This is a genomic window from Halegenticoccus tardaugens, from assembly GCF_004116405.1.
In the GTDB taxonomy this organism is placed as follows: Archaea; Halobacteriota; Halobacteria; order Halobacteriales; family Haloferacaceae; genus Halegenticoccus; species Halegenticoccus tardaugens.
Window position 1 is genome coordinate 598,559 of record NZ_SDIC01000004.1, and the last position, 24,158, is coordinate 622,716.

Annotated in this window: 23 protein-coding genes and 1 pseudogene; 15 read left to right on the top strand and 9 right to left on the bottom strand. The window is 70.1% G+C overall.

Annotated elements, in window-relative coordinates:
* Window positions 1-77 precede the first annotated feature (77 nt).
* Complete coding sequence (locus C3L37_RS14005) at window positions 78-911, top strand: class I SAM-dependent methyltransferase (protein ID WP_129115225.1); 834 nt, start codon at window positions 78-80, stop codon at window positions 909-911.
* A gap of 11 nt (window positions 912-922) precedes the next feature.
* On the opposite strand, the gene C3L37_RS14010 is transcribed toward C3L37_RS14005, so the two are convergent.
* Complete coding sequence (locus C3L37_RS14010; protein ID WP_129115226.1) at window positions 923-1,129, bottom strand: hypothetical protein; 207 nt, start codon at window positions 1,127-1,129, stop codon at window positions 923-925.
* Between the two features lie 40 nt (window positions 1,130-1,169).
* Here C3L37_RS14010 and C3L37_RS14015 point away from each other — a divergent pair, with 40 nt between their 5' ends.
* Genes C3L37_RS14015 through C3L37_RS14040 form a run of 6 tightly spaced genes read left to right on the top strand, consistent with a single transcriptional unit; the run spans window position 1,170 to window position 7,212 of the window.
* Window positions 1,170-1,430, top strand: coding sequence for an NADH-quinone oxidoreductase subunit J (locus C3L37_RS14015; RefSeq protein WP_129115227.1), 261 nt, complete (start codon window positions 1,170-1,172; stop codon window positions 1,428-1,430).
* Window positions 1,427-1,843, top strand: coding sequence for a proton-conducting membrane transporter (locus tag C3L37_RS14020; protein WP_129115228.1), 417 nt, complete (start codon window positions 1,427-1,429; stop codon window positions 1,841-1,843). Before C3L37_RS14015 ends, C3L37_RS14020 begins: the two co-directional genes overlap by 4 nt.
* Complete coding sequence (gene nuoK, locus C3L37_RS14025; RefSeq protein ID WP_129115229.1) at window positions 1,843-2,145, top strand: NADH-quinone oxidoreductase subunit NuoK; 303 nt, start codon at window positions 1,843-1,845, stop codon at window positions 2,143-2,145. The genes C3L37_RS14020 and nuoK overlap by 1 nt, the downstream gene beginning before the upstream one ends.
* Window positions 2,146-2,147: 2 nt before the next feature.
* Window positions 2,148-4,181 (top strand): NADH-quinone oxidoreductase subunit L, encoded by a 2,034-nt coding sequence (nuoL, locus tag C3L37_RS14030; protein WP_129115230.1) that lies wholly within the window; start codon window positions 2,148-2,150, stop codon window positions 4,179-4,181.
* Complete coding sequence (locus C3L37_RS14035; protein ID WP_129115231.1) at window positions 4,178-5,704, top strand: complex I subunit 4 family protein; 1,527 nt, start codon at window positions 4,178-4,180, stop codon at window positions 5,702-5,704. Before nuoL ends, C3L37_RS14035 begins: the two co-directional genes overlap by 4 nt.
* Window positions 5,704-7,212 (top strand): NADH-quinone oxidoreductase subunit N, encoded by a 1,509-nt coding sequence (locus tag C3L37_RS14040; RefSeq protein ID WP_129115232.1) that lies wholly within the window; start codon window positions 5,704-5,706, stop codon window positions 7,210-7,212. The genes C3L37_RS14035 and C3L37_RS14040 overlap by 1 nt, the downstream gene beginning before the upstream one ends.
* A 96-nt stretch (window positions 7,213-7,308) precedes the next feature.
* Here the strand turns inward: C3L37_RS14040 and C3L37_RS14045 are convergent, their stop codons facing one another.
* The gene (locus C3L37_RS14045) at window positions 7,309-7,692 is read right to left on the bottom strand and encodes a DUF7522 family protein (protein ID WP_129115233.1); all 384 of its coding nucleotides are present in this window, start codon (window positions 7,690-7,692) and stop codon (window positions 7,309-7,311) included.
* A gap of 145 nt (window positions 7,693-7,837) precedes the next feature.
* Between C3L37_RS14045 and C3L37_RS14050 the strand changes: the two genes are divergently transcribed.
* The 3 genes from C3L37_RS14050 (at window position 7,838) to C3L37_RS14060 (ending at window position 11,181) form a co-directional block, all read left to right on the top strand.
* Window positions 7,838-9,304 carry a DHH family phosphoesterase gene (locus tag C3L37_RS14050; protein WP_129115234.1) on the top strand — a complete coding sequence of 489 codons (1,467 nt, stop codon included), beginning with the start codon at window positions 7,838-7,840 and terminating at the stop codon, window positions 9,302-9,304.
* Between the two features lie 104 nt (window positions 9,305-9,408).
* On the top strand, window positions 9,409-10,191 hold the full coding sequence (locus C3L37_RS14055; RefSeq protein WP_129115235.1) for a CBS pair associated ParBc domain-containing protein: 783 nt from the start codon (window positions 9,409-9,411) through the stop codon (window positions 10,189-10,191).
* Between the two features lie 150 nt (window positions 10,192-10,341).
* Window positions 10,342-11,181 (top strand): hypothetical protein, encoded by an 840-nt coding sequence (locus C3L37_RS14060; protein ID WP_129115236.1) that lies wholly within the window; start codon window positions 10,342-10,344, stop codon window positions 11,179-11,181.
* Window positions 11,182-11,190: 9 nt separating this feature from the next.
* On the opposite strand, the gene C3L37_RS14065 is transcribed toward C3L37_RS14060, so the two are convergent.
* A complete protein-coding gene (locus C3L37_RS14065) occupies window positions 11,191-12,213 on the bottom strand; it encodes a DUF7544 domain-containing protein (protein WP_129115237.1) in 1,023 nt (340 codons plus the stop codon).
* Window positions 12,214-12,347: 134 nt separating this feature from the next.
* Window positions 12,348-13,682 (bottom strand): S8 family peptidase, encoded by a 1,335-nt coding sequence (locus tag C3L37_RS14070; protein ID WP_129115238.1) that lies wholly within the window; start codon window positions 13,680-13,682, stop codon window positions 12,348-12,350.
* A 140-nt stretch (window positions 13,683-13,822) separates the two neighbouring features.
* Between C3L37_RS14070 and C3L37_RS14075 the strand changes: the two genes are divergently transcribed.
* Entirely contained in the window at window positions 13,823-14,938 is a 1,116-nt protein-coding gene (locus C3L37_RS14075; protein WP_129115239.1) for a M24 family metallopeptidase, read from the top strand.
* Window positions 14,939-15,245: 307 nt separating this feature from the next.
* Here C3L37_RS14075 and C3L37_RS14080 read toward each other — a convergent pair whose 3' ends face one another.
* Window positions 15,246-15,620 (bottom strand): cupin domain-containing protein, encoded by a 375-nt coding sequence (locus tag C3L37_RS14080; RefSeq protein WP_129115240.1) that lies wholly within the window; start codon window positions 15,618-15,620, stop codon window positions 15,246-15,248.
* 188 nt (window positions 15,621-15,808) lie between these two features.
* Between C3L37_RS14080 and C3L37_RS24395 the strand changes: the two genes are divergently transcribed.
* Window positions 15,809-15,961, top strand: a complete 153-nt coding sequence (locus C3L37_RS24395) for a C2H2-type zinc finger protein (protein WP_164974754.1) — start codon at window positions 15,809-15,811, stop codon at window positions 15,959-15,961.
* A 58-nt stretch (window positions 15,962-16,019) separates the two neighbouring features.
* On the opposite strand, the gene C3L37_RS14085 is transcribed toward C3L37_RS24395, so the two are convergent.
* From C3L37_RS14085 to C3L37_RS14095, 3 genes are all read right to left on the bottom strand, one after another.
* Complete coding sequence (locus C3L37_RS14085; protein ID WP_129115241.1) at window positions 16,020-17,882, bottom strand: copper resistance CopC/CopD family protein; 1,863 nt, start codon at window positions 17,880-17,882, stop codon at window positions 16,020-16,022.
* A 49-nt stretch (window positions 17,883-17,931) separates the two neighbouring features.
* Window positions 17,932-19,185 (bottom strand): YncE family protein, encoded by a 1,254-nt coding sequence (locus C3L37_RS14090; RefSeq protein WP_129115242.1) that lies wholly within the window; start codon window positions 19,183-19,185, stop codon window positions 17,932-17,934.
* Between the two features lie 102 nt (window positions 19,186-19,287).
* Window positions 19,288-19,602 carry a hypothetical protein gene (locus C3L37_RS14095; RefSeq protein WP_129115243.1) on the bottom strand — a complete coding sequence of 105 codons (315 nt, stop codon included), beginning with the start codon at window positions 19,600-19,602 and terminating at the stop codon, window positions 19,288-19,290.
* A gap of 176 nt (window positions 19,603-19,778) precedes the next feature.
* On the opposite strand from C3L37_RS14095, the gene C3L37_RS14100 reads away from it, so the two are divergent.
* Genes C3L37_RS14100 through C3L37_RS14110 form a run of 3 tightly spaced genes read left to right on the top strand, consistent with a single transcriptional unit; the run spans window position 19,779 to window position 23,856 of the window.
* A complete protein-coding gene (locus C3L37_RS14100) occupies window positions 19,779-20,930 on the top strand; it encodes a metal ABC transporter substrate-binding protein (RefSeq protein WP_129115244.1) in 1,152 nt (383 codons plus the stop codon).
* Between the two features lie 2 nt (window positions 20,931-20,932).
* Window positions 20,933-22,075 (top strand): NAD(P)/FAD-dependent oxidoreductase, encoded by a 1,143-nt coding sequence (locus C3L37_RS14105; RefSeq protein ID WP_129115245.1) that lies wholly within the window; start codon window positions 20,933-20,935, stop codon window positions 22,073-22,075.
* A 2-nt stretch (window positions 22,076-22,077) separates the two neighbouring features.
* A complete protein-coding gene (locus tag C3L37_RS14110) occupies window positions 22,078-23,856 on the top strand; it encodes a nucleoside recognition domain-containing protein (protein WP_129115246.1) in 1,779 nt (592 codons plus the stop codon).
* A 144-nt stretch (window positions 23,857-24,000) separates the two neighbouring features.
* Here the strand turns inward: C3L37_RS14110 and C3L37_RS25765 are convergent.
* A pseudogene (locus tag C3L37_RS25765) lies at window positions 24,001-24,158 on the bottom strand (cobalt-factor II C(20)-methyltransferase); the annotation flags it as partial.

Genomic DNA, 24,158 nt, shown 5'->3' on the forward strand with positions numbered 1-24,158 from the left:
GCCCGCGACCCGCGTCCGACGGCGCGAACCGCCGCTCGAATCGGCCGCGGTCGGGCGCTGACGACGACCACCAACTCATGTCCGAGCACGAACACGCCGCCGGTCCGACGGTCGACCCCGAAGCCGCCGCGACGTTCGGTCGCTGGCTCCTCCGGACCGTCGAGTACGACGACCCGGCGAAGCTGAACGCCAGACTCCGGCTCCGAGAGTCGTTCGGAACCCGGGAGACGGGGTGGTACGAGTGGGTGTTCGACCGGTTCGACCTCCCGCGGAGCGCCCGCGTGCTTGAACTCGGGTGCGGCCCGGGCCACCTCTGGGCGGCGAACCGGGATCGGATCCCCGCCGGCTGGGAGTGCGTGCTGACGGACTTTTCGCCGCCGATGCTCGACGCGGCGCGGGAGGCGCTCCGCGACGCCGCCGGGTTCGGCTTCGGCGTCGCCGACGCGGAGCGGCCGCCGTTCGCCGACGACTCGTTCGACGCGGTGGTCGCGAACCACGTGCTCTATCACGTCCCGGACGTCGACGCCGCGCTGGCCGAGATCGACCGCGTGCTGCGCCCCGGCGGGAGGCTCTACGCCTCGACCCGCGGCGAGGCGGACTCCCGGGAGCTTCACGACTTCCTCTCGCCGTTCGTCGAGGCCCCCCTCGACGCACCCGGGCGGTTCACGCTGGAGAACGGCGCGTCGCGCCTCGAACGGCGGTTCGACTCGGTGTCGACCCACCGCCGCCGGGAGACGCTCCGGGTCACGCGGGTCGACCCCCTCGTCGAGTACGCGTCGTCGCGTTCGGAGATCGACGACGGCGCGCTCTGCGACGTCGCGGCGGCGGCCGAGGGTGCGATCTCGGCCGACGGCGCGTTGGACGTGACGAAGGACGCCGGCCTGTTCGTCGCGGAGGCGTCGGGCGCATGAGCGCTCGAAACTCACGTTGCGGCGGCCGCCGCACGATCGCTCGGGGTCGCCCTCGCCGCGGCCGCCACCGCGCGACCGTTCGGGGCTCCCCCGGGGACGGGCGGCGCGGACGCGATGACGCGGACGGCGGTGCCGTGGAAGGCGGAGATGCGGAAGGCGGTGAGACGGAACGTGCAGACGCGGAAGGAGGAGACGCGAGAGGGGGCGGATGGCCCCATCTCGAAATCTTCAAAGGGATACCTCAAGGAGAAACAAACAATGGTTTATGAGACCATCGCGTTCGCGCTGTTCGCCCTCGTTACGTTGGGCTGCAGCCTCGGCGTCGTCCTCGTGCGGGACGTCTGGCATTCCGCACTCCTGCTCGGGGGCGCGCTGTTGAGCGTCGCGGTGCACTACGTGATGCTGCAGGCGGAGTTCGTCGCAGCGATGCAGATCCTCGTCTACGTCGGCGGGGTTCTCATCCTCATCACGTTCGCCGTGATGCTCACGCGTACGAACCCGGAGGTGAGTAGCACATGACAAGCAAACCGCGGCTGAAGCTCGGCTCGCATCTCGTGCCCGGTCTGGCGGCCGTCGCGCTCTTTTTCGTGATGGCGCTCGCGTTCGCCGGCGCGTCGTTCCCGTCGCCGGAGGGCTTCGGACCGAACGCCAACGTCACCGCGAGCATCGGCTACGCGATGTTCGACCTGACCGACTTCGGGAGCATCGGGTCGGAGGGCTTCCTCGCGGCGTTCATCATCATCGCCATCGTCCTCGACGCGGCGATCGACGCCGCCGTCTTCCTCGCGAAGCGCGAGGAGGACGGAAGCGTCGTCACCGCGCTGACCGACGGGGGTCGCGACCTGTTGAAGGGATCGGGCGCGGAGCGGGGCGACGGACGTTCGGGCTCCGACGAGGAGTCGCCGTCGAACTGGACGGGAGGTGACGAGTGATGGTGCCGGCGCAGTGGTACCTGCTGCTCGCGGCGGCGGTGTTCTGCATCGGCCTGTTCGGCATCCTGACGCGGCGCAACGCGCTCCTGTTTCTGATGTCGGTGGAGCTGATGCTGAACGCGGCGAACATCAACTTCATCGCCTTCTCGCTGCAGTGGGGCAACGTCACCGGCCAGACGTTCGCGCTCTTTACGATGGCGCTCGCTGCGGCCGAGGTCGCGATCGGGATCGGCATCATCCTCGTGCTGTATCGTAACTTCAAGGACACGGACGTCGCCAAGGCGACGACGATGAGGTGGTAACTATGGCAGGCGCATTCGACTTCACACCGGCGATCGTTCTCCTGCCGTTCCTGTCGTTCCTGATCGCGCTCGGCGCGGGACGGAACATGCCCAAGGGCGGCGCGCTCGCGGGCATCGCGGCGACCGGCGGATCGCTTCTGCTCTCGCTGTGGGCCGCCCTGGCGGTCGCGGGCGGCGGGACGTACAACCAAACGATCTACACGTGGGCGGCGGGCACGGGTGACTCGTTCGAACTGACGTTCGGGCTGCTCATCGACCCGCTCGCGGCGATGATGCTCGTCATCGTGACGCTCATCTCGTTCCTCGTGCACGTCTTCAGCCTCGGGTACATGAACGACGAGGGCGAGACGGGACTCCCGCGCTACTACGCGGGTCTCGGCCTCTTCACCGCCTCCATGCTCGGGTTCGTCGTCGCCGACAACCTGCTCATGGCGTTCATGTTCTTCGAGCTGGTCGGCCTCTGCTCGTGGCTGCTCATCGGCTTCTGGTTCCGCGAGGAGGCCCCGCCGAGCGCGGCGAAGAAGGCGTTCCTCGTCACCCGCTTCGGTGACTACTTCTTCCTCGTCGGCGTGGTGGCGGTGTTCGCCACCTTCGGAACCGCCGCGTTCGCGGGCGAGGGATCGTTCCCCGCGATCGCGGAGGCCGTGCTCGCGGGCGAGGGCGCGAGCGTGAACACGTTCGGCTTCGACGCGGCGACGTGGTTCACGATCGTCGGGCTGCTCGTGCTGGGCGGCGTGGTCGGCAAGTCCGCGCAGTTCCCGCTGCACACGTGGCTGCCGGACGCCATGGAGGGTCCGACGCCCGTCTCGGCGCTCATCCACGCGGCGACGATGGTCGCGGCCGGCGTCTATCTCGTCGCCCGGATGTACGGCTTCTACGCGCTGACGCCGACGACCCTCGCGATCATCGCGTTCGTCGGCGGTTTCACCGCGCTGTTCGCGGCGACGATGGGCGTCGTAAAGCGCGAGATCAAGCAGGTGCTGGCGTACTCCACCATCTCCCAGTACGGGTACATGATGCTCGCGCTGGGATCGGGCGGATACATCGCCGCGACCTTCCACCTGATGACCCACGCGTTCTTCAAGGCGCTCCTGTTCCTCGGAGCCGGGTCGGTCATCATCGCGATGCACCACAACGAGAACATGTGGGACATGGGCGGCCTGAAGGATCGGATGCCCGTGACCTACTGGACGTTCCTCGCGGGCTCGCTCGCGCTCGCGGGCATCTTCCCCTTCTCGGGCTTCTGGTCGAAGGACGAGGTGCTCTACGAGGCGCTCGCCCACGGCCTCGGCGGGAACCCGCTGCTCCTCGGCGCGTGGGCGATGGGCCTCGTCGCCGTCTTCTTCACCGGCTTCTACACCTTCCGGATGGTGTTCCTCACGTTCCACGGCGAGCCGCGGACGGACACCGCGCGCGACCCGCACGGCGTCCACTGGAACGTGAAGGGGCCGCTCGCGGTCCTCGGCGTCCTCGCCGTGGTGGCCGGCTTCGTCAACATGGTGCCGGTCGCGAAGCTGACGGGGCTCCACATCGAGTTCCTGCACGACTGGCTCGACCTCGGCGTCTCCGGCCTCACCAACGAGCACTACGTCGAGCTCACCGGCCAGTTCGCGGGCTACGAGACGGGCTACGTCGGCTCAGAGGCGACGACGGTGCTCATCTCGGGCGCGCTCTCGCTCGGGCTGGCGCTCGCCGGCTCCGGGCTCGCGTACAAGCTGTACAACGTCCCCTCGCCGGTCGAACACACGGACCGGCTCGGGAGCGCCAAGACGCTGCTGTTCAACAACTACTATCAGGACGAATACCAGGTGTGGCTCGCGGAGACGGCCGCGCAGAACGTCGCCCGCGGCGCGGACAAGTTCGATCAGGGCGTCGTCGACGGCGTGGTCAACGGGATGTCGGGCGTGAGCCTCTTCTCGGGCGACCGCGTCCGGCGGATCCAGACCGGCGTCGTGAGTAACTACGCGGCGCTGCTCACGCTCGGACTGGTCGCGCTGCTCCTCGGTATCGGCCTGATGGGAGGCTGGTTCCTATGATCATCGAAGCACTCATCGCGTTCACGTTCGTCGCCGCGCTGGTGACGTTCCTCGCTCCGGACGAGCGGGCCGGGCAGTTCGCCTTCGCGCTCAGCCTGCTCCCGGTCGTCGGGAGCCTCTACATGTGGTCACAGTTCGACGCGACCGGTAACGCCCTCCTGGGCGGCGACCTCGCGTTCGCGACGACGATGGAGTGGCTCAGCGTCGCCGGCTACACGCTGTCGTGGCAGGTCGGCGTCGACGGGATCAGCATGCCGCTCATCGTGCTGACGACGGTGCTCACGTCGCTTTCGATCGTCAGCGCGTGGACGCCGATCACGGAGCGCGCCTCGCAGTTCTACGGCCTCATGCTGTTCATGGAGGCGAACCTCCTCGGCGTGTTCACCGCGCTCGACTTCTTCGTCTGGTTCGTCTTCTGGGAGGCCGTGCTCGTCCCGATGTACTTCCTCATCGGCGTCTGGGGCGGCCCGCGCCGGAAGTACGCCGCGATCAAGTTCTTCGTGTACACGAACGTCGCGTCGCTCGTGATGTTCATCGGCTTCGTGGCGCTCGTCTTCGGACTCGGCAACTCGGTGACGTCGTTCAGCCTGCCGGAGATCGCACAGGCGCTCCGGGGCGGCCAGCTCGCCGGCTTCGGCGCGCTCGGCCCGTCGGCGCTCGCGACGCTCGCGTTCGCCGCGATGTTCTTCGGCTTCGGCGTGAAGGTGCCGGTCGTCCCGGTCCACACGTGGCTGCCGGACGCCCACGTCGAAGCGCCGACGCCGGTGTCCGTGATGCTGGCGGGCGTCCTCCTGAAGATGGGGACGTACGCCCTGCTGCGCTTTAACTTCACGATGCTGCCGGACGTGGCGAGCGCGTACGCGGTCCCCATCGCGGCCGTCGCCGTGCTCAGCGTCATCTACGGCGCGTTCCTCGCGCTGGCCCAGCAGGACCTCAAGCGCATCGTGGCGTACTCCTCGGTGTCGTCGATGGGGTACGTCATCCTCGGCCTCGTCGCCTACACCGAGTACGGCGTCGGCGGCGCGACGTTCCAGATGGTCGCCCACGGCCTCATCTCGGGGCTGCTGTTCATGACGGTCGGCGTCATCTACAACGCCACCCACACCCGGATGGTCGGCGACATGTCCGGTCTCGCCGACCGGATGCCGATCACGTCGGGGATCCTCGTCGCCGGCGCGTTCGGCTACATGGGCCTGCCGCTCATGGCCGGCTTCGCCGCGGAGTTCTTCATCTTCGTCGGCTCGTTCGAGTCGGCGGTGCTCCCGTCCGCGCCCGTCTTCACGGCGGCCGCGATGTTCGGCATCGTCATCGTGGCGGGGTACTTCCTCTTCGCGATGCAGCGGACGCTGTTCGGCCCGTTCCGGCTGGAGACGGACTACGAGATCACGGCCGCGCCGGTGCACGACACGCTGCCGCTCGCGGTGTTGCTCCTCTGCATCATCGCGCTCGGCGTCGCCCCGGAGGTGTTCTTCGGGATGATCACGGACGCGGTCGACCCGATGCTTAACGGGGGTGGGCTCTGATGTTGCTGCAGACGCAGCTCCCGCAGTGGGCGGCGCTCGGACCCGCGATCCTGCTCGCGCTCACGGCGCTCGTCGTGTTCGTCATCGACAGCGTCGACCCGGACTCGACGGACAGCGCCCTCCTCGCGGGCGTCTCCGTCCTCGGCACGCTCGCCGCGCTCGGCGCGGCGGGGTGGTTCCTCGCCGCCGGCACCGGGCAGGTCAACGGCGAGATAACGCTCTACGGCGACGCGCTCGTCGTCGACGGGATGAGCCTGTTCTTCACGGCCATCTTCACGAGCGTCGCGGCGATGGTGTTCGTCGCGAGCTACGACTACCTGCGCGGCCGCTCCGACCAGGCGGAGTTCTACGCGCTGGTGCTTCTCGCCGCGACCGGGATGAGCCTCATGGCGAGCGCGAACAGCCTCGCGACGGCCTTCATCAGCCTCGAACTCGCCTCGCTGCCGTCGTACGCGCTCGTCGCGTACCTGAAGAAGAACCGCGGCAGCGTCGAGGCGGGCCTGAAGTACTTCCTCATCGGCGCGCTCTCGTCGTCGGTGTTCGTCTTCGGCATCAGCCTCGTCTACGCCGCGACCGGGTCGCTGCTGCTCTCCGACGTCGCGCAGGGCCTCTCGAACCTCGACGGGAGCCTCTTCGGCGTCGCCGGCGTCGGCGTGCTGATGATCGCCGGCGGCTTCGCCTTCAAGACCGCCTCCGTCCCCTTCCACTTCTGGGCCCCGGAGGCGTACGAGGGCGCGCCAGCGCCGGTGTCCGCGTTCCTCTCGTCGGCCTCGAAGGCCGCCGGATTCGCGGTCGCCTTCCGCGTGTTCGTGGAGGCGTTCCCCATCGCGACCGCCGTCGACATCGGGGTCGACTGGGTGATCGCCTTCCAGGTGCTCGCGGTCGCGACGATGACGCTCGGCAACTTCGCCGCCGCGACGCAGGAGAACGTAAAGCGGATGCTCGCGTACTCCAGCATCGGCCACGCGGGCTACGCGCTCATCGGCCTCGCGGCGCTCTCGGCCGGCGGCGCGCAGAACGGGAACGTGCTCGGCGCGAGCATGGCCCACCTGCTCGTCTACGGCTTCATGAACACGGGCGCGTTCCTCTTCATCGCGCTCGTCGAACACTGGGGCGTCGGCCGCACCTTCGAGGACTACAACGGCCTCGGGCGGCAGGCGCCGATGGCCTGCGTCGCCATGTCGCTGTTCATGTTCAGCCTCGCGGGGCTGCCGCCGTTCGGCGGGTTCTTCTCGAAGTACTTCCTGTTCTTCAGCGCGATCGAGGCCGGCTTCTGGTGGCTCGCCGCGATCGGCGCGGTCAACAGCGCCCTGTCGCTGTTCTACTACTCCCGCGTCGTCAAGGCGATGTGGATCGAGGAGCCGACCGGGTCGTTCGAACTCACGAGCCGTCCGATCGGCCTCTACACCGGAATCATGGTCGCCGCAATCGGCACGCTCGTGCTCCTTCCGGGCTTCGGCCCGGTCATCGAGACGGCGCAGACCGTCGCGACGGCGCTGTTCGGCTGAGCGGCGGTTCGACTCCCCCCTCTCACGGAACCGCCGTTCGATCCCCGCGTCTCGCAGAATCGCGTTCCGTCTCCTCGCCGCGGAACCGCGTTCGATCTATTCGTCTCGCAGCGTGTGCGAGAGCGCCGCCGCGACCTCCTCCGAGCGGCGCATCGTCAGCCCGTCGGTCGTGACGAACACCCCCGCGCCGTCGGCGGTGACGCGGGTGACGTAGCCGTTCTCGAACGACCTGACGGTGTGTTCGTACTCGCCAAGTTCGGATCCCCGGTAGGCGGTCCGCGCGCGGAACCCGAGCGTCTCGTGTTCGACGAAGCCGGCGAGGTCCGCGTCCGCTTCGAGATCGGATCGGAGGTACACCTGCGCGTACGCCCGCGGCGTGAAGTAGGTGATGCTCCGGAGGCTGTCGCCGACGGCCGTGCGACAGGTCCGCTGGAGCCGATCCGCGAACTCGTCGCTCACCAGGTCGTCTCGCTCGTCCATGACAGTGAATGGCATGAATCCGGCCGTAATAATTCCATCGGCTCGACACTCGGAAAGGAGGCGAGGGCGGCGGGATCGAGCGGGAGTTCATCGGACGCCGGAATCGTGACGGTAGGGTTTTCCGTGATCGGGCCGACTGATACCTATGGTGTATCGGTTGGTGCTCGGGTGCGGTCCCGTGGGCCGCGACATCGTCGAACGGACGGCCGACCGTCCCGGCGACGTTCGCGTGCTCACGCGGGAGCGGAGCTGGGTCACCGCCCTCCGCGAGGAGGGGATCAACGCGACCGAGGGCGACACCACCGATCCGGCCAACTACCCAGAGTCGGCCGACGTGATCGTCGCCGCGAGCAAGCGCCCGGAGCGCAACCTCGCGGCGGCGGAAACCGCCCGCGAGCGGTTCCCGGACGCCCTCCTCGTCGCCTACACCGGCGTCGGAGCCGACGAGGGGACGAAGGCGGCGCTCGCCGAGGTCGCGGACCGCGTGATCGACCCAGAGGCGGCGCTCGTCGACGCGCTCGTCGACGCGACCGCCGGCACGTCCGCCGTGCGTCTGCGGCGGCTGTTCGGCGTGCTCCGGGATCTCGACGGCCGCCTCGCGGTCGTCACGCACGACAACCCGGACCCGGACGCGATCGGAAGCGCCCTCGCGCTCGCCCGCCTCGCGGGCACCGTCGGCGTCGACGCCGACGTGTGCTACTTCGGGGAGATCTCCCACCAGCAGAACCGCGCGCTCGTCAACCTGCTCGATCTGGATCTTCGCCGCCTCGACCCCGAGGACTCGTTGGAGGAGTACGACGGCATCGCGCTGGTCGACCACTCGCGGCCGGGCGTGAACGACGGCCTCGACGACGACACGTTCGTCGACGTGGTGGTCGATCACCACCCGCCGCGCGCGCCGGTCGAAGCGCGCTTCGTCGACCTCAGAAGCGACGCCGGCTCCACGAGCACCCTCCTCACGGACTACTACGAGCGCCTCGGTCTCGTCCCCGACGGGACGGTGGCGACGGCGCTCCTGTACGGCATTCGGGTCGACACCAACGACTTCTCGCGGGAGGTGTCGGCGACCGACTTCGAGGCCGCGGCGTTCTTGCTCCCGTACGTCGACGCGAGCGTCCTCGATCGGGTCGAGACGCCGAGCATGAGCGCGGAGGTGCTCGAAACGATGGCGCGTTCGATCCGCAACCGCGAGATGCAGGGGTCGGCGCTGGCGAGTTGCGTCGGTCAGATCCGCGACCGCGACGCGCTGGCGCAGGCGGCCGACATGCTCCTCGGCATGGAGGGCGTCCAGACGACGCTCGTCTACGGGTTCATGGACGGGATGGTGTACGCCTCCGCGCGGGCCCGCGGGTCGTCGATCGACATGGGCGAGGCGCTCAGGGACGCGTTCGACCAGATCGGCAGCGCCGGGGGCCACGCCGACATGGCCGGCGCGCAGATCCCGCTCGGCATCCTGGGCGACGTCGACGAGGAGTCGGCCGAGTCGCTGGCGGAGATCGTCCGCGACATCATCACGGAACGGTTCTTCGAGATCCTCAGAACCGCGCCGAGCGCGCCCGAGGACGACATCATCGAGGAACTCGCGTTCCAGTACCCCGTCGACGGCAAGTAAGCCCTCCGTCGACGGCAAGCGAGGCCAGGGCGACTCGACCGTCCGAATCGGTCGACGGGCGATCAGTCAGCACGCTTTTGCCGACCGTGGCCGTATCGGCCGGCATGAGCGGGAAAGCCGTCGTAAAAGAGTACATGACCCGGGACGTGGCGACCGTCTCGCCCGACGACACCGTCGCCGACGTCGCCCGCCGCATCGTCGAGAGCGACGGGCACAACGGCTTTCCCGTCTGCCACGGCCGGAAGGTGGAGGGGTTCGTCACCGCGCGCGACCTCCTCCTCGCGGACGACGACGCGCCGATCTTCACCGTGATGACGGACGACCTCATCGTCGCCCACCCGGAGATGAAGGTGACCGACGCCGCCCGCGTCATCCTCCGATCGGGCATCCAGAAGCTGCCGGTCGTCGACGACGCCGGCAACCTCGTGGGCATCATCAGCAACACGGACGTGGTGCGCAGCCAGATCGAGCGCGTCACGCCCGAGAAGGTGGGAAAGCTGATGCGGACGCTCGAACAGATCCACGACACGGAGGTCGAACAGCGGCGACGCAGGGTACGACTCTCCCGGCTGATCCCGACGCAGGGCCGCGTCTACGCCGACGAACTGGAGGGTCGCCGGTACGAACTCGAACGGGGGCTCGCGGAGCCGCTCGTCGTCATCGACAACTCGGGGACGCTGCTCCTGGCCGACGGCCACCACCGCGTGATGGCGGCCGACAGCCTCGGCGTCGAGGAGATGGACGCCTACGTCATCGTCGTCGACGACCGCATCGAACTCGGAATGCAACGCACCGCCGAAAAGGAGGGCCTCTCGTCCATCAGCGACATCAACGTCGTGGACTACGCTCGCCACCCGCTCGTCGAGACGATCGAACGGCTCCAGTGACCCTCCGGTGGACGAATCGTCGTCGGCCCGCACCCCGCCGCCGATCCGTCCCCCACCGCCGACCTGTTCCCCGCCGCCGATCCGCCACCCGCCGCATTCGTATTCGTTCCGTGGGAGGTTTATTATACGTGGGTGTCCGATACGGTATTTATGCGCGCGATCGGTCGAACGACGGTCGAGCGGCTCAGACAACCAGAGTACACCGGCGAGAACCGCTGTCCGCCCTGTACGGTGGTGAACCTCCTCCTGGCCGCCCTCGGGAGCGTCGCGATCGGAAGCCTCGCGCCGGTCGCCGGCGTCGCCTTCGCGCTGGTTGCCGTCGCGGCGATCTACCTCCGCGGCTACCTCGTCCCGGGGACGCCCGAACTGACGAAGCGCCACCTCCCGGATCGCGTCCTCCGGTGGTTCGGAAAGGACCCGCACGTCGGGACGTCCGTCGACCTCGACGGCGACAATGCCGTCTCGTCTACCGATCTCGACGGCGACAATGCCGTCTCGCCTTCTCACCTCGACGTCGAGTCCCGCCTCCTCTCGATCGGTGCGGTCGAACCCGCGGGCGAGGATCTGCGCGCCGCGCCGTCGTTCGAGCGGGAGTGGCGGCGCGCGGCCGAGGAGGTCCTCGACGCGCCCGAGCGGCGCGCGGGCGACGTGCTCGGCCTCTCGGAGCCGGGGATCGAAGACCGCGGCGGCGTCTGCGTGGTCGCCGACGGCGGTATCGAAGCCGCGCGGTGGCCCTCCCGCGAGGCGCTCGTCGCCGACCTCGCCGCCGTGCCGCTGCTCCGAGAGCGCCTGTCCGACTGGGAGTCGCTCGACCGCGCGACGCAAGGGCGGCTCCTCGCGGGACTGCGCGTCTTCCTCACGTTCTGTCCGACCTGCGGCGGCGTCCCGGCGTTCCGGGAAGACACGGTCGAATCCTGCTGTCGCTCCGTCGACGTGGTCACCTACGACTGCGAGGACTGCGGCGCGCGGCTGCTCGAACTGCAGCGCTGACGGCGACGGCTAGCTCCCGTCACCGCGCAGGTGCGACACGAGGTCGAGCGTCGGGTCCGCCCGCCCGAGGGCGAAAAGCGAGTAGTACCGAAAGTACGTCACGACGGGGGCCTGCACGAAGAGCGCGACGACGGCCACGGCGAGCGCGTACAGCGCGGCGAGGAGGCCGAGCGCCGCCCACCCGGCGAATCCGAGCGCGCCCGCGGCGAGCGCGGCGTTCAACCCGACGGCCACCGGGACGAACGGGAGCGCGACGAGCAGCCCCGAGAGCAGCAGGACGAACCAGACGGCGACGCCAGCGCCGACGAACAGCGCGTAGCGGACGAGGAGGTACAGCGCGAACCCCTTCCACGACGCGCGCAGCGCGGGGGCGAAGCGCCGCCACGCCGAGACGACGCCCCGATCCTCCGCGACCATCGCGGGGACGACGAAGTCGACGGTGAGTCGATCGGCGAGCGCGGCGACGAGCGCGACGGCCCCCGCGAGCAAGAGCGCCGGAATGGCGAGGAGCGCGAGCGCGGACGTGACGGCGACGTCGGCGAGGAACGCGGCTCCGAGCGGGACGGCGAACCCGGCGAGCGCGACGGCGGCGAGCGCGACCCGGAAGGCGAAAAGACGGAGGCCGTCGCCCGCGTGCGCCCGGAACGGTTCGCGGACCCGGATCGATCGCGAGCGCACCCCTTCGACGAGCACGAACTCCATGATCGACCCGAGGAGGACGTACAGCGCCGCGGCCGCCGCGAGACCGCCGGCCGCGACGAGCAGCGCGACGACCGCACCGCCGGACGCGACGACCGCCTCGACGACGGCCGCGCCGGGTGCGACGTCAGCCGTGACGAGCCTCGGGAGGGACGCGTCGCTCAGCGGTTGTAGCTGCGTCGAGAGGTTGACGTTCCCGCCCACCGCCGTCCCGCCGCCGAGGAAGAACGCGAGCAGCGCGAGGCGGAGCCAGCGCCTGCGGTCGACCGGCAGGAGGAGCGACGCCGTCGCCTCGCGTGCGTCGTCGAGCGCGTCGAGCGCGAAGCTACTCATCCGTCCGTCACAACGGACGCGCGGGACAAAAAGGGGCGTCGTAGCGGAATCGCCACCGTCGGACCGAGGGAGGCGTCCGCCGTCGCCGTCGTCGAGCCGAGTCGAGCCGAGTCGAGCCGGATCGAGCCGCGCAGCTACCGCCGAACCGCCGCCAGCGGATCGACGAACCCGGAGCCGTAGTACGTCTTGTCGTATCCGTCGGGCACCTCCGCCGTCCGCGCGAGTTTCGATTCGACCTGATTCGCGTTGGCGTTCGGATCGACCGACTTCACCAGCGCGGCCGCGCCCGCGACCTGCGGCGCGGCCATGCTGGTCCCGGCCTTCCAGCCGTAGCCGTATTCGACGTCCACGACGGTTTCCTCGTCCTCGTCGTACACCGGTTCGGCGACGGTGCTGTAGACGAGATCGAGGTGCCACGGCACGTCGTCGGAGCCGATCGCCCCCTCGTCGGCGTTGCCGCCGGGGGCGGCGAGGTCGATCGCGTTCGTCCCGTAGTTGGTGTAGAAGGCGGGAGCGTACGCGGGCGCTTCCGCGTCGCCGGCGTCCCACCCGAAGCCGATCGGACCGGTTCCGCTGACCGCCAGCGCCTGCGCGCCCTCGTTCGGCAGGCTGATCAGGTTCCCGTCGTGCTGGAGGTCCGCGCCGTCGTTGCCGGCAGAGACGACGAGCAGCGTCCCCGCCGCGTTCGCGTAGGTCATCGTCCGGTTGAGCGACTTACCGTAGAACGAGCCCAGTTCCTTCCGGGAGACCGGGTACGCTCCGAGGCTCAGGTTCGCGACGTCGCAGCCGACCTCGGCGCTGTGGACGATCGCGGCGAGGATGTCGCCGAACGACGCGCCGCCCTCGGCCGAAAACACCCGACAGTCGACGATCTCCGCGTCGGGGGCGGTCCCGACGACGCCCGCCTCGTTGCGGTCGTCGGCCGCGACGATGCCCGCGACGTGGGTGCCGTGGTCGCCGCCGAACGGCCCGCCCGCACCGTAGCCGTCGCCGGTGAAGTTCCGCGAGAGGTCGCGGTTCACCGCGCGTTCGAGGTCCGGGTGGCCCGCCGCGACGCCGGAGTCGACGATCGCCACGCGCGTCCCTTCCCCCCGCGAGATCTCGTGGACCTCCGGGATGTGCTGTTCCTGCTTGTCCCACTGGTACTCGTACCCGGGTTCGTCGGTCGCGCTTTCGGGCGCCGCGTCGACCATCTCCGGGAGCCCGAGTCGGAGTTCGACGTCCGACTCGAACGAGCGGGTGACCTTCTTCACGTCGCCCGCGCGGCCCTCCACGACGGCCAGATCGACCGCCGACAGGTCGTGTACCACGTCGAACGCGCCGCTTTCGACGTCCTCGCGCGAGAGGCCGCTCGTATCGACCACGAAGCGATCCGTCCGCTCCGCCGCCGTCACCGTCGTCCCGGCCGCCGCGCCGCCCAGGAGACCGCCGCTCACCGTCAGAAACGTCCGTCGCGTCAATCGAGACATACCCGATGACAGTACGTCAACGATATAATACTTTTGGAGAAGGAATTATGGTAAAAATTGAATTATTCAGATAGAGATTCGAAGTTCGCGGGTTCGACGGGTCCGCTAGCTATTTCCACGCCGGCCGAAAACCCCGCGACATGACACCGTTCGAGCGCCGAGCCCGAGAGGCCCAGACCCGGTTGGCGGACCGCGGCGACGACCTGCTCGCCCTGTTTCCGAGCCGGAACCTCTTCTACGCGACCGGCTTCGCCGAGGAGCCGGGCGAGCGGCACCTCTTCTTTTTGCTCCCGGCGACGGGGGATCCCGTCTTCTTCGTCCCGGAACTGTACGAGGAGCAGGTCCGCGAGGCGTCGCGCGTGGACGACGTTCGGACGTGGGCGGACGACGAGGACCCCACGGAGCGCCTCCGCGCGGTCGTCGGGGAGTTCGACGTCGGCCGGGGGCGCGTGCTCGTCGACGACACGATGTGGGCGCGGTTCACGCAGGATCTCCGGGACGTCCTCCCCGACGCGTCGTTCGGTCTCGCGAGCGAGGTGCTCGCGCCCCTCCGACGCCGGAAGGACGACGCGGAACTGGACGCGATCCGACGCGCCAGCCGGATCGCGGACCGGGTCGTCGACGACGTTCGGGCGCTCGGCTCTGACGCGGTCGGGATGACCGAGGCCGAACTCGCCCGGGAGATCGAACGTCGCCTCGTCGCCGCCGGCGGCGACGGCCTCTCCTTCGAGACCATCGTCGGCTCCGGGCCGAACGGCGCGAAGCCGCACCACGGCAGCGGCGACCGGATCGTCGAGGCCGGTGACCCGGTCGTCCTCGACTTCGGGACGCGCGTCGACGAGTACCCGAGCGATCAGACCCGGACGGTCGTCTTCGGCGGCGATCCGTCGGCCGCGTTCTGCGAGGTTCACGCGGTCGTCCGGGAGGCGCAGGCGGCGGCCGTGGCCGCGGTCGAACCCGGGGCGAGGGCGGGCGACGTGGACGCGGCCGCGAGGGAGGTGATCGAAGCGGCCGGGTACGGCGACCGGTTCATCCACCGGACCGGCCACGGGGTCGGTCTCGACGTGCACGAGGAGCCGTACATCGTCGCCGGGGGCGGCGTCGAACTCGAACCGGGGATGGTGTTCAGCGTCGAACCCGGGGTGTACGTCCCCGGCGAGTTCGGCGTCCGGATCGAGGACCTCGTCGTCGTCACCGACGACGGGTGCGAACGGCTGAACGAAAGCGAGCGCGGGTGGGCGTCGCCCGCGACGTGACCGCCGCGACGACCTCGCGCGTCGACGCGGGACGAACCGGGACTCAGCAGTACTGTGAAAGTCGGGCGGGGGACCGAAACGGGACCGGGCGGTCGAGATCGCTCGTTATTCTGTGTCCGGTCCGGTCGTGGTGGTCGGCCGCCATCGACAGCATCGTCCGCTCCGTTCGACCCTCGCTCGCGACCGACCAGCCGCAATTTACGCACTGATAATATCTGATTTTTTCCACGAACGGGTGTTGGGTCGCCACCGGTATAACGTCGTTTGCTGCGTGAGACGGCGCTTTAAGTCGCGTCGCGAGCGCTCGCTACCCGGTGAAGCCCCGAAGCGACCACTCGCTGTCGTCCCCGGTTTCCGTGAACTCGGGGGCGCTCACGAGCACGAACGCGCTCTCTTCGTCCCCGTTGCGGATCTGTCGCGTGGCGTCCGAGGAGATCCAGAGCGCGTCGCCGGGACCCATCCGCACGTCCTCGCCGTCGACCGTGACCGTCGCCTCTCCGTCGATGAGGATGTACACCTCCTCCTGTTTGTTGTCGGTGTGATCGTGCTTTCGTCCGATCCAGCCCGGCTTGCAGCGCGCGATGGTGACGCCGACCTGTTCCGTGTCGAGCGGCTCTCGGAGGAAGTGCATCGCGTCCTCGACGCGCTCGACGTCGTGATAGTTGACTTTCGAGTACGACATCTGGTGTGCTAGTCGTTCGGTGACAATAATAAAAACTCCCCGGTACTTGCTAATCCGCGGAGGTGTTCGAGCGTCGAATCCGCCGCGAGAATGTTAGCCGACATCGGGAGATTGCTAATGTCTGTGAACCGCGTTCGGGAGATTCCTACCAACCGTTTTGTCGGTGCCGACCCTACCCGTGGGTTGAAATGGCCTACACCTGTTCGACCTGCGACGCGGAGTTCAGATCGGCGGCCGGCGTCACCCAGCACGTCGCGCTGCACCACAACACCTGCGCCGAGTGCGACGAGGCGTTCGACGACGCGGACGGACTGCGCGAGCACATCCACGAGAACCACTGAAACAGCCCGCGGTCGGCGGTTCTGTTCTACGCGCGCGGCGTTCGGCCGCGCCAACGAATCACCGCCCTCGCTCGAACCGGCCGAACGCCGCGACTTCGAAGGCGAGCGCCGCGGTGCCGACGACGCCGACGAGGAGCGAGCCGAGCCGCAACAGCCCCGCGAACTCGTCCTCGCCCGGCGTCGATCCCCCGTGGGCGTGCATCTCCGCCTGCGACTCCGTCATGACGAACGCGTCGAACCACCCGCTCACGTACGTTCCGTCGACCCACGCGCTCACGCGGAACTCCCAGAGGCCCGGCTCGGGGAACGTCTGGACGGTCGAGTACGTGCCGTCGTCCGTCCGTTCGAGGTCCGTCTCCAGCCTCGCGTCCTCGAAGCGGTGGACCATGAGCAGGGAGACGTCCTCGGCCCGGGCCGGCTCGCCGTCGCGCGTGAGGACCACGTCGAGGACGTGCGGTTCGTCCGCCGTCACGTGGAGGAACTCGCCGTCCCTGTCGCCCGGCACGACGGTCAGCTCGATCGCCCCGCCGTCGACGCCGCGTTCGAGCGACGCCGCCGATCCGTCGCGCTCCTCCGAGACGAAGGCCGCGGTGGGCGTGGCCGTGAGCAGCCCAGAGAGCAGGACGACGACGAGGAGCAACCCCAGTTCGGCGCGGATCGCCCGGACGAACGTCCGCGCCGCGCCGTCCGCGGACGGGCGGGCCCGGAGCCGTCGGATCAGGACGAACCTGACGAACCCGCCGAGGCCGAGCGCGAGCGCCGCGGCTGCGGTTTTGATCGCGAGCGCCGTCCCGTACCGCGTCGTCGCCAGCGCGCCGGCGTCGGGGACGTGCCACGAGGCGAGCGCGAACCCCGCGGTCCCCGCCAGCACGATCCCGGTCAGCGCGACGACCGAGAACCGCCTGACGAGGTGCGCCGCGACGTCGGCCGTCGACGCCGTCGCGCGGTCGAAAAGCGGGGGCGCGAGGACGGCCAGCGCGAACAGGCCGCCGACCCAGAAGGCCGCGCCGACGAGGTGCATGAGATCCATCGCCGCGCCCTGCACCGCGCCCGCGACGCCGACCGAGTGGCTCGTCGAACTCACGAGCGCCCCCGCGAGGAGGCCGCCGACGAACGCGCCGGCGATCCAGCGTCGACGACCGTCGGAACGACCGTTCGACCGCCGGACGACGGCGAGGACGGCCGCGGCGACGACGATCTGTCCGATCCACGACGCACCCAGCGTCGTGGTCGCAAACCGCGCCGCGTCGGCGGGAGCGGCGGGAAACCGGAGCACGGCGAGCAGGGTCGCCGCGACGAGGAGCGTCGCCCCCGCGCCGGCGAGGAGCGTCCGCGCCCTGCCGTCGACGGGGGCGGCGTCGAGGTCGAACCGGCCGGCGACCGGGTGGACGACCGCGCGGAGCGTCGCCGGCACGCCGACGAGGACGACGAGCGCGACGAGGAGCAGCCCCTTCAGGAGCGCCTCGATCGGCGAGCCGCCGTCCGCCTCCCCGCCCTCGTTCGCCGCGAGGATCTGCTCGCGCGTCACGGGCTCGTCCCCGACGGTGAAGTAGAAGCTCCCGCTCGTCTCGTGGCCGTCGTCGGCGAGCACCTCCCACCGGACGGTGTAGAACCCCTCGTCGTCCGCCCGGTCCTCGAGCGGGACGGTGACGCGCCCGTCCGACCCGATCCGGGCGTCCCCGGCGGTCGCGTCGGTCCCGTCGGCGTCGACGACGGAGACGTCCGCGAGCTGGACGCCCTCTGTGTACGTGAGTGAGAGCCGACCCGGTAGCTCCTCGACCCGCTCGCCCTCGCCGGGGTCGGCGTCTTCGAGGTTCGCGTGCGCGACGACGACCGGGACGAAGAGGGAGGCGACGAGGAGCGCGACCGCGAGGAGGGCCGCGCGGCGACCGCGTCGCGAGGCGGTGGAGTCGCTGCTCATCGCGGACCGCGTCCGCGCGCGCGCCCCGCGGCGGGTCGCCCGCGCGCGCTCACGAGGACGACCCCACGTACGCGACCTGCGTCACGCTTCCCTCGACAGGAACCGTCCCGTGTAACTCGCGGGCGTCCGCGTCGACGATCGCGACGGTGCCGTCGGCGCTCGCCGGCGTGAAGAAGTACCCGCCGCCCGTGGTTCCCGACCGGTGGAGGTGTTCTGCGCCCTCGGGGCGCTCTATCTCGCCGACGTCGATCCGCGTCGCGACCTCGAACGCCTCGAAGTCGACGACGGCGCTGTTCGAGTCCGCCGTGTTCGTCGTGAATCCCCACAGCCCGTCGTCGCCCTCGTGGAAGTAGACCTTGTCGGGACCGCCCTCGACCGGGATCGACGCGACGACCTCGTCGTCGGCCGCGGCGTCGACGACGTGGACCTCCCCGCCGTGGCCGTCGACGACCGCGAGCACCTCCCCGCCGGGCGACGCGTACAGGCCGCCGGAAACGTCGAGGTGGCCGATCAGCTCCTCCGCCTCCGCGTCCACGACCGCCGTCACCTCGGCGTCGGTGTACTCGACGTAGAGGTGCCCGCTCCGGGGCGAGTAGGCCGCGTAGTGCGTGCCCGATCCCTCGGGGAGGGACACCGATCCGGTCTTCTCCTTCGCGTCGAGATCGATCGCGTGAACGGCGGCGTCGTCGGTGTTCGTGGCGTACGCCTTCGCGCCGAGGTCCTCGTGGGAGACGAGCTTCCCGTGGCCGGTCTCGTCGTCGCCGCTCACGACCCTGTCCGTCACGGAAAGCGACGCGGCGTCGACGACGTAGAACGTTCCCTCGTCGTCGGCGTGGGTCCAGATCTCGCCCGGCCGGGGGCGGAACGCGTGCGTGATTCCGGAGCCGACGTCCACCTCCGCTTCGACGGCCCCCCGTTCCGTGTCGATCACGACGACCTGCGAGCGGGCCTCGTCGTTGACGAAGAGCCGTCGGCCGTCCGCGCTCGCGACCGCGTCCTTCGGCTCCATGTCGGCGGGCGCGTCGGCGACCTCGGCGACGACCTCGGCCGCGTCCGGATCGACGACGGCGATCGATTCGGGGGCGAACGCGTAGAGGACGTCCTCCCGCGGGACCGATCCGTCGCCCGACTCGTCCGAGCCGGCCTCGGTCGTCTCCGCCGTTCCGGCCGTCCCGTCGGCGGAGCGCTCGTCGTCCGGACCGCCCGCCCCCTCTCCGCCCAACGAGGTGCAGCCCGCCAGTCCGACCAGTCCCGCGATGCCCGTCGCGCCGATGAACGTCCGCCGCGGAAGCGCTTGGTCCATGCGTTGGCGTAGAAGTGGGGTATTATTCTCGGTTATGGTTCGGTCGTCGAAGGATCGGCCGACGGCGCGGGACGCGACGCGAGCGCGTCGACGGCGACGCGTTCACAACAGCCCGAGCCCGCCGACGGCGAGCAGGACCGCGCCGGCGCACGCGCCGGCGACGACGAAGGCTCGTCGGTCGGTCCAGCCGACCCGGCCAGCGTAGACGCTTCCGGCGAGAAGTTGCGCGCCGAGCAGGAGGAAGGCGAGCGGTTCCCAGTGGACGGTCTGCGACGCGTGCGCGCCCCCGTGGGCCGAGACGATCGGCGCGACGGAACCGCAGGCCGCGAGCGCGACGGCGAGGCCGACGGCGAAACGCCGCCCCGCCCGCGACCGGCGACCCCCGTTCGTCGACGTTTCGCCGGTGGGAGTCTTCATTGGTGGCGATCGAAACCGGAGCCATATCCGTCCTTCGAATTTCGCCGCTCCGACGGACGGCCGCGGAGAACGCCGGAGAGGACCCGTTATCAACTAACACGGCTATTTTGTGTGTGGTTACTAAAAATGGAGGAAGAAATAATAATTTATATACGGTGAGGCGCGTAGCGGTCGGTATGGAGCACACGCGCAGAGACGTGCTGGCGTTCGGCGGCGCGATCGCGGCGGGGGGATTCGCGGGGTGTCTCGACTCGGTCGGCGGCGATCCGACCGCCGGAGACTCGGATCCGGGTCTCGACGCCCAGACCTCGCTCTTCGTGCTGTACGACGTCGCGAGCGGCGTGGGCGGCGACGCCGCGGCGGTCGAGAGCGTCGTCCCCTCCGGCCAGCAGGGCCACGGGTGGGAGCCGCCGGCGAACGTCCAGCGGGACGTGGTGGAGTCCGACGCGTTCGTTTACGTCGGCGAGGGGTACCAGTCGTGGGCGGACGACGTCGTCACCAACCTCGAATCGGACGGGTCGGACGTCACCGTGATCGAGGCCAGCCGCGGCATCGACCTGATCGAGGCGTCCGAGGGGGGACACGACCACGACGAGGACCACGGCAACGGGGACGGTCACGACCACGGCGACGAAGCGGACCACGACGACCACGGTCACGGGGACGAGAGAGAACACGATCACGGCGACCACGAAGGGGAGTCGAGTCACGACCCCGAAAACGAGTCCGAGCACGACCACGAGGGCGAGGACGGTCACGGGGACGAGGAAGAACACGATCACGACCACGGTGCGGAGGACCCGCACTTCTGGCTCGATCCGCGTCGAACCAAGCGCGCGGTGGCGAACGTTCGCGACGGCTTCGTCGAGACGGACGGCGAGAACGAGGAGCGCTACGCCGAGAACGCCGACGCGTACCGGACGAAGCTCGACGAGCTGGACGGGCGGTTCGAATCGGCGCTCTCGGAGCGGCGGCTCGACGTCGTCCTCGTCGCCGGCCACGACGCGTTCGGGTACCTCGGCCACCGCTACGGGTTCGAGATTCGGGCGCTGACCGGGCTCGCGCCGGATTCGGAGCCGAGCCCGCAGGACATCCGCGAGGCGCAGGAGCTGATCGACGAACACGACATCGAGTACATCCTCGCGCCCTCGCTCGAGTCCGATCGCGCCGCGAACCAGCTGGTCGCGGAGACCGACGCGAAGGAGGCGCTCCCGATCGCCACCCTCGAGGGGCTGACCGCGGAGTGGGAGGAGAAGGGCTGGGGGTACTTCGACGTCATGGAACGGGTGAACCTCCGATCGCTCCGGAAGGCGCTGGGGGCCGAGTAACGGTGTCCTCGACGCTCGACGACGAACTGGCCGTCGCCGTCGTCGGCGCGGGACCGGCGGGCGTCGGCGTCGGCGTCGTCCTCCGCGATCTCGGTATCGAGCGATTCGCGCTGCTCGAACGCGACGACGTCGGCGCGTCGTTCCGGCGGTGGCCCGACGAGATGCGCCTTCTCACCCCGTCGTTCCCGAGCAACACCTTCGGCGCGCGCGACCTCAACGCCGTCACGCTCGACACTTCGCCCGCGTTCGCGCTCAACCGCGAGCACCCCTCGGGCGACGAGTACGCGGAGTACCTCGAAGCCGTCGTCGAGTTCCACGACGTGCCCGTGCGCGCGGGAATCGACGTGCGCGAGGTCGCACCGGACGACGGCGGGTTCGCGCTCGAAACGTCCGCGGGGACGATCGAAAGCGAGTTCGTCGTCTGGGCGGCCGGCCAGTTCCAGTACCCGAACCGCGATCCGTTCCCGGGGGCGGACGCCTGCGTGCACAACGCGACGGTCGGCTCGTGGCGGTCGTACGCCGACGGCTGCGACGGCGATCGGGCCGTCGTCGTCGGCGGGGCCGAAAGCGGGATCGACGCGGCGCTGGCGCTCTCCGAGCGCGGCCTGCGCGTCGCCGTGATCGACGAGACCGGTCCGTGGCGGATCCGGTCCCCCGATCCGAGCGAGGTGCTCTCGCCGTACACCGCGGAGCGGCTGGAGGCCGCGCTCGAAGACGGCGCGGAGATCGACCTCGTCGCCGACGAGCGGGTGACGCGCGCCGAGCGGACCGACGACGGCGGCTACGCGGTTCTCACGGACGGCGACCGCCGGTTCGTCACCGACAACCGCCCCGTCCTCGCGACCGGTTTCGACGGGAGCGTCGGCCTCGTCGAGGACCTGTTCGAACTCGACGAGGGGCACCCCGCGCTCACCGACCGGGACGAGTCGACCGAGACGCCGGGGCTCTTTCTCGTCGGCCCGACCGTCCGCCACGACGGACAGCAGTTCTGCTTCGTGTACAAGTTCAGACAGCGGTTCGCCGCGGTGGCGGACGAGATCGCGAGACGGCTCGGCGTCGACCGCGAACCGCTCGACGCCTACCGGGAGAAGGACATGTTCCTCGAAGACCTCTCGTGTTGCGACCCGGAGCTCTGTGACTGCTAGGCATGGACGATCGACGCGACGTCGTCGTGGTCGGAACGGAGGCCGTCGGGAAGTCCTCGCTCGTCTCCTCGCTCGCCGGCGGCGGCCCGACGAGCGGCAACTTCCGGGGGACGACCGTCCGGAGCGAGGCGTACCCCGCGGGCGCGTACCGGTTCGTCGACACGCCGGGGATCGCACCCGACGCCGACACCGCGACGACGCGGGAGGCGCTCGCCCGACTCGACGCGGCGGACCTCGCGCTCCTCGTCGTTCCGGCCACCGATCCCGATCGCGACCTGTACGAACTACTCCCCCTCGTCGAGGGGAAGGCGGGCGCGGTCGTCGTCACCTTCTGGGACGCGGTCGAAGCGAGCGCGGACGCCCGCGAGGCGATCGAGGAGCTGCGCGAGGACCTGGGGGTGCCCGTCGTGCCAGTCGACGCCCGCTCGGTCGGTCGGATCGACGAGGAACCCGTCCGCGTCGACGGGGGCGGGGCGGTCGGTCGCGGAGGCGGCGGCCGCGCGGGCGACGGCGGCGCGACCGACCGTCGCGGAGACGCCGTCTGCGATAGCGACGGCCGAGACGGTGCCGACCGCATCCGCCGCGCCCTCGAACGCGCCGACTCGCTGCCGGGCGGCGTCGGGACGAGCGTCGGGTGGCGGATCGAACCCCCGAAGACGGCGCTCGAACGCCCGTACCTCGGGCCGCCGCTCTGCGCGCTCGCCCTCCTCCTCCCGGCCGTCGCGGCCGTCCTCCTCGCGAACGGCGTCGCCGCCGGCCTCGATCCGGCGGTCGAGACCGCGCTCCGACCGGCGGTCGACGGCGCGGCGAGCCTTCCCGGTCCGCTGCGTGCGGCGCTGGCCGGCGACTACGGTCTCCTCGCCATGGGACCGTTCCTGTTCGTCTGGGCGGGGCCGACGATGCTCGTCTTCGCCGCGTTCACGGGCGCGTACAAGGCGAGCGGGTTGCTCGCGCGGCTCACCGCCGCCCTCGATCCCTACACCCGCCGCGTCGGACTGACCGGACACGACCTCGTCCGAGTCGTCATGGGCTTCGGGTGCAACGTGCCCGCCGTCGTCGGCACGCGGAGCTGTTCGGACTGCACGCGGTGTACGACCGTCTCCGCGATCGCCTTCGGGTCGGCGTGCTCCTACCAGTTCCCCGCGACGCTCGCGGTGTTCGCCGCGGTCGGGACGCCGTGGCTCGTCGGTCCGTACCTGGTCGTGCTCGCCGCCACGACGCTCGTCTACCTCCGGCTGATCGCCCCCGCGGAGGCGCGGCGCGCATCGCCCGTCGCCGGACGCCGGGCGTTCCTGACGCGGCCGAGCGCGCGGGCGGTCGGGCGCGAGGCGTGGGGGTCGATCCGCGGCTTCTTCCGCACCGCGCTCCCCGTGTTCGCCTGCATCTGCGTCGTCGCGGCGCTCCTCGATCGGATCGGCGCGATCGACGCGCTCGGCGAGGCGCTCGGTCCCGTCGCGGGCGCCTTCGGGCTGCCGCCGGAGGTGGCGCTCGTCGTCGTGCTCGCGTCCATCAGAAAGGACGGCATCGCGCTGCTCGCCGCCGACGGCAGCGGCGGCGCGCTCGTGGGCGTCTCGCCCCTCGGCGTGCTCGTCGCGGTCTACCTCGCGGGAACGTTCCTCCCGTGTCTCGTCACGGCGTTCACCGTCGCGACGGAGGTGTCGCCGCGGTACGCCGCGACGCTCCTCTGCCGGCAGGCGCTCGCGGCGCTCGCCTTCTCGTTCGTCATCGCCCGCGGCGGCGAGGCGCTATTCGCGGTCGCGTCCGTCGGGGTGGTTCCGTGACGTACGACGACGCGCCGACGGCTCCTCGGCCACGGGTTCTGATAGCGGTACTCAATGGCACTAGATGGCTTCATGTGGCTTCCAGAGCCAAAGATTGGATCGAAGCGGGATCCGACGCGTCCGTTCGAACCGCCGGAGACGCGGCTACTCGAACAGTCCGGTTTCGTCCCGCTTCAGGTCGCGCTTTTCGGCGTACGCGAGGGTGTAGTAGTCGCGGTCGGCGAGCTCCGCGGGGTCGTCGGTGACGATCGTCTCGCCGTGCTCCATGAACAGCCGTCGGCCGAACGTCACGTCGTAGCCCG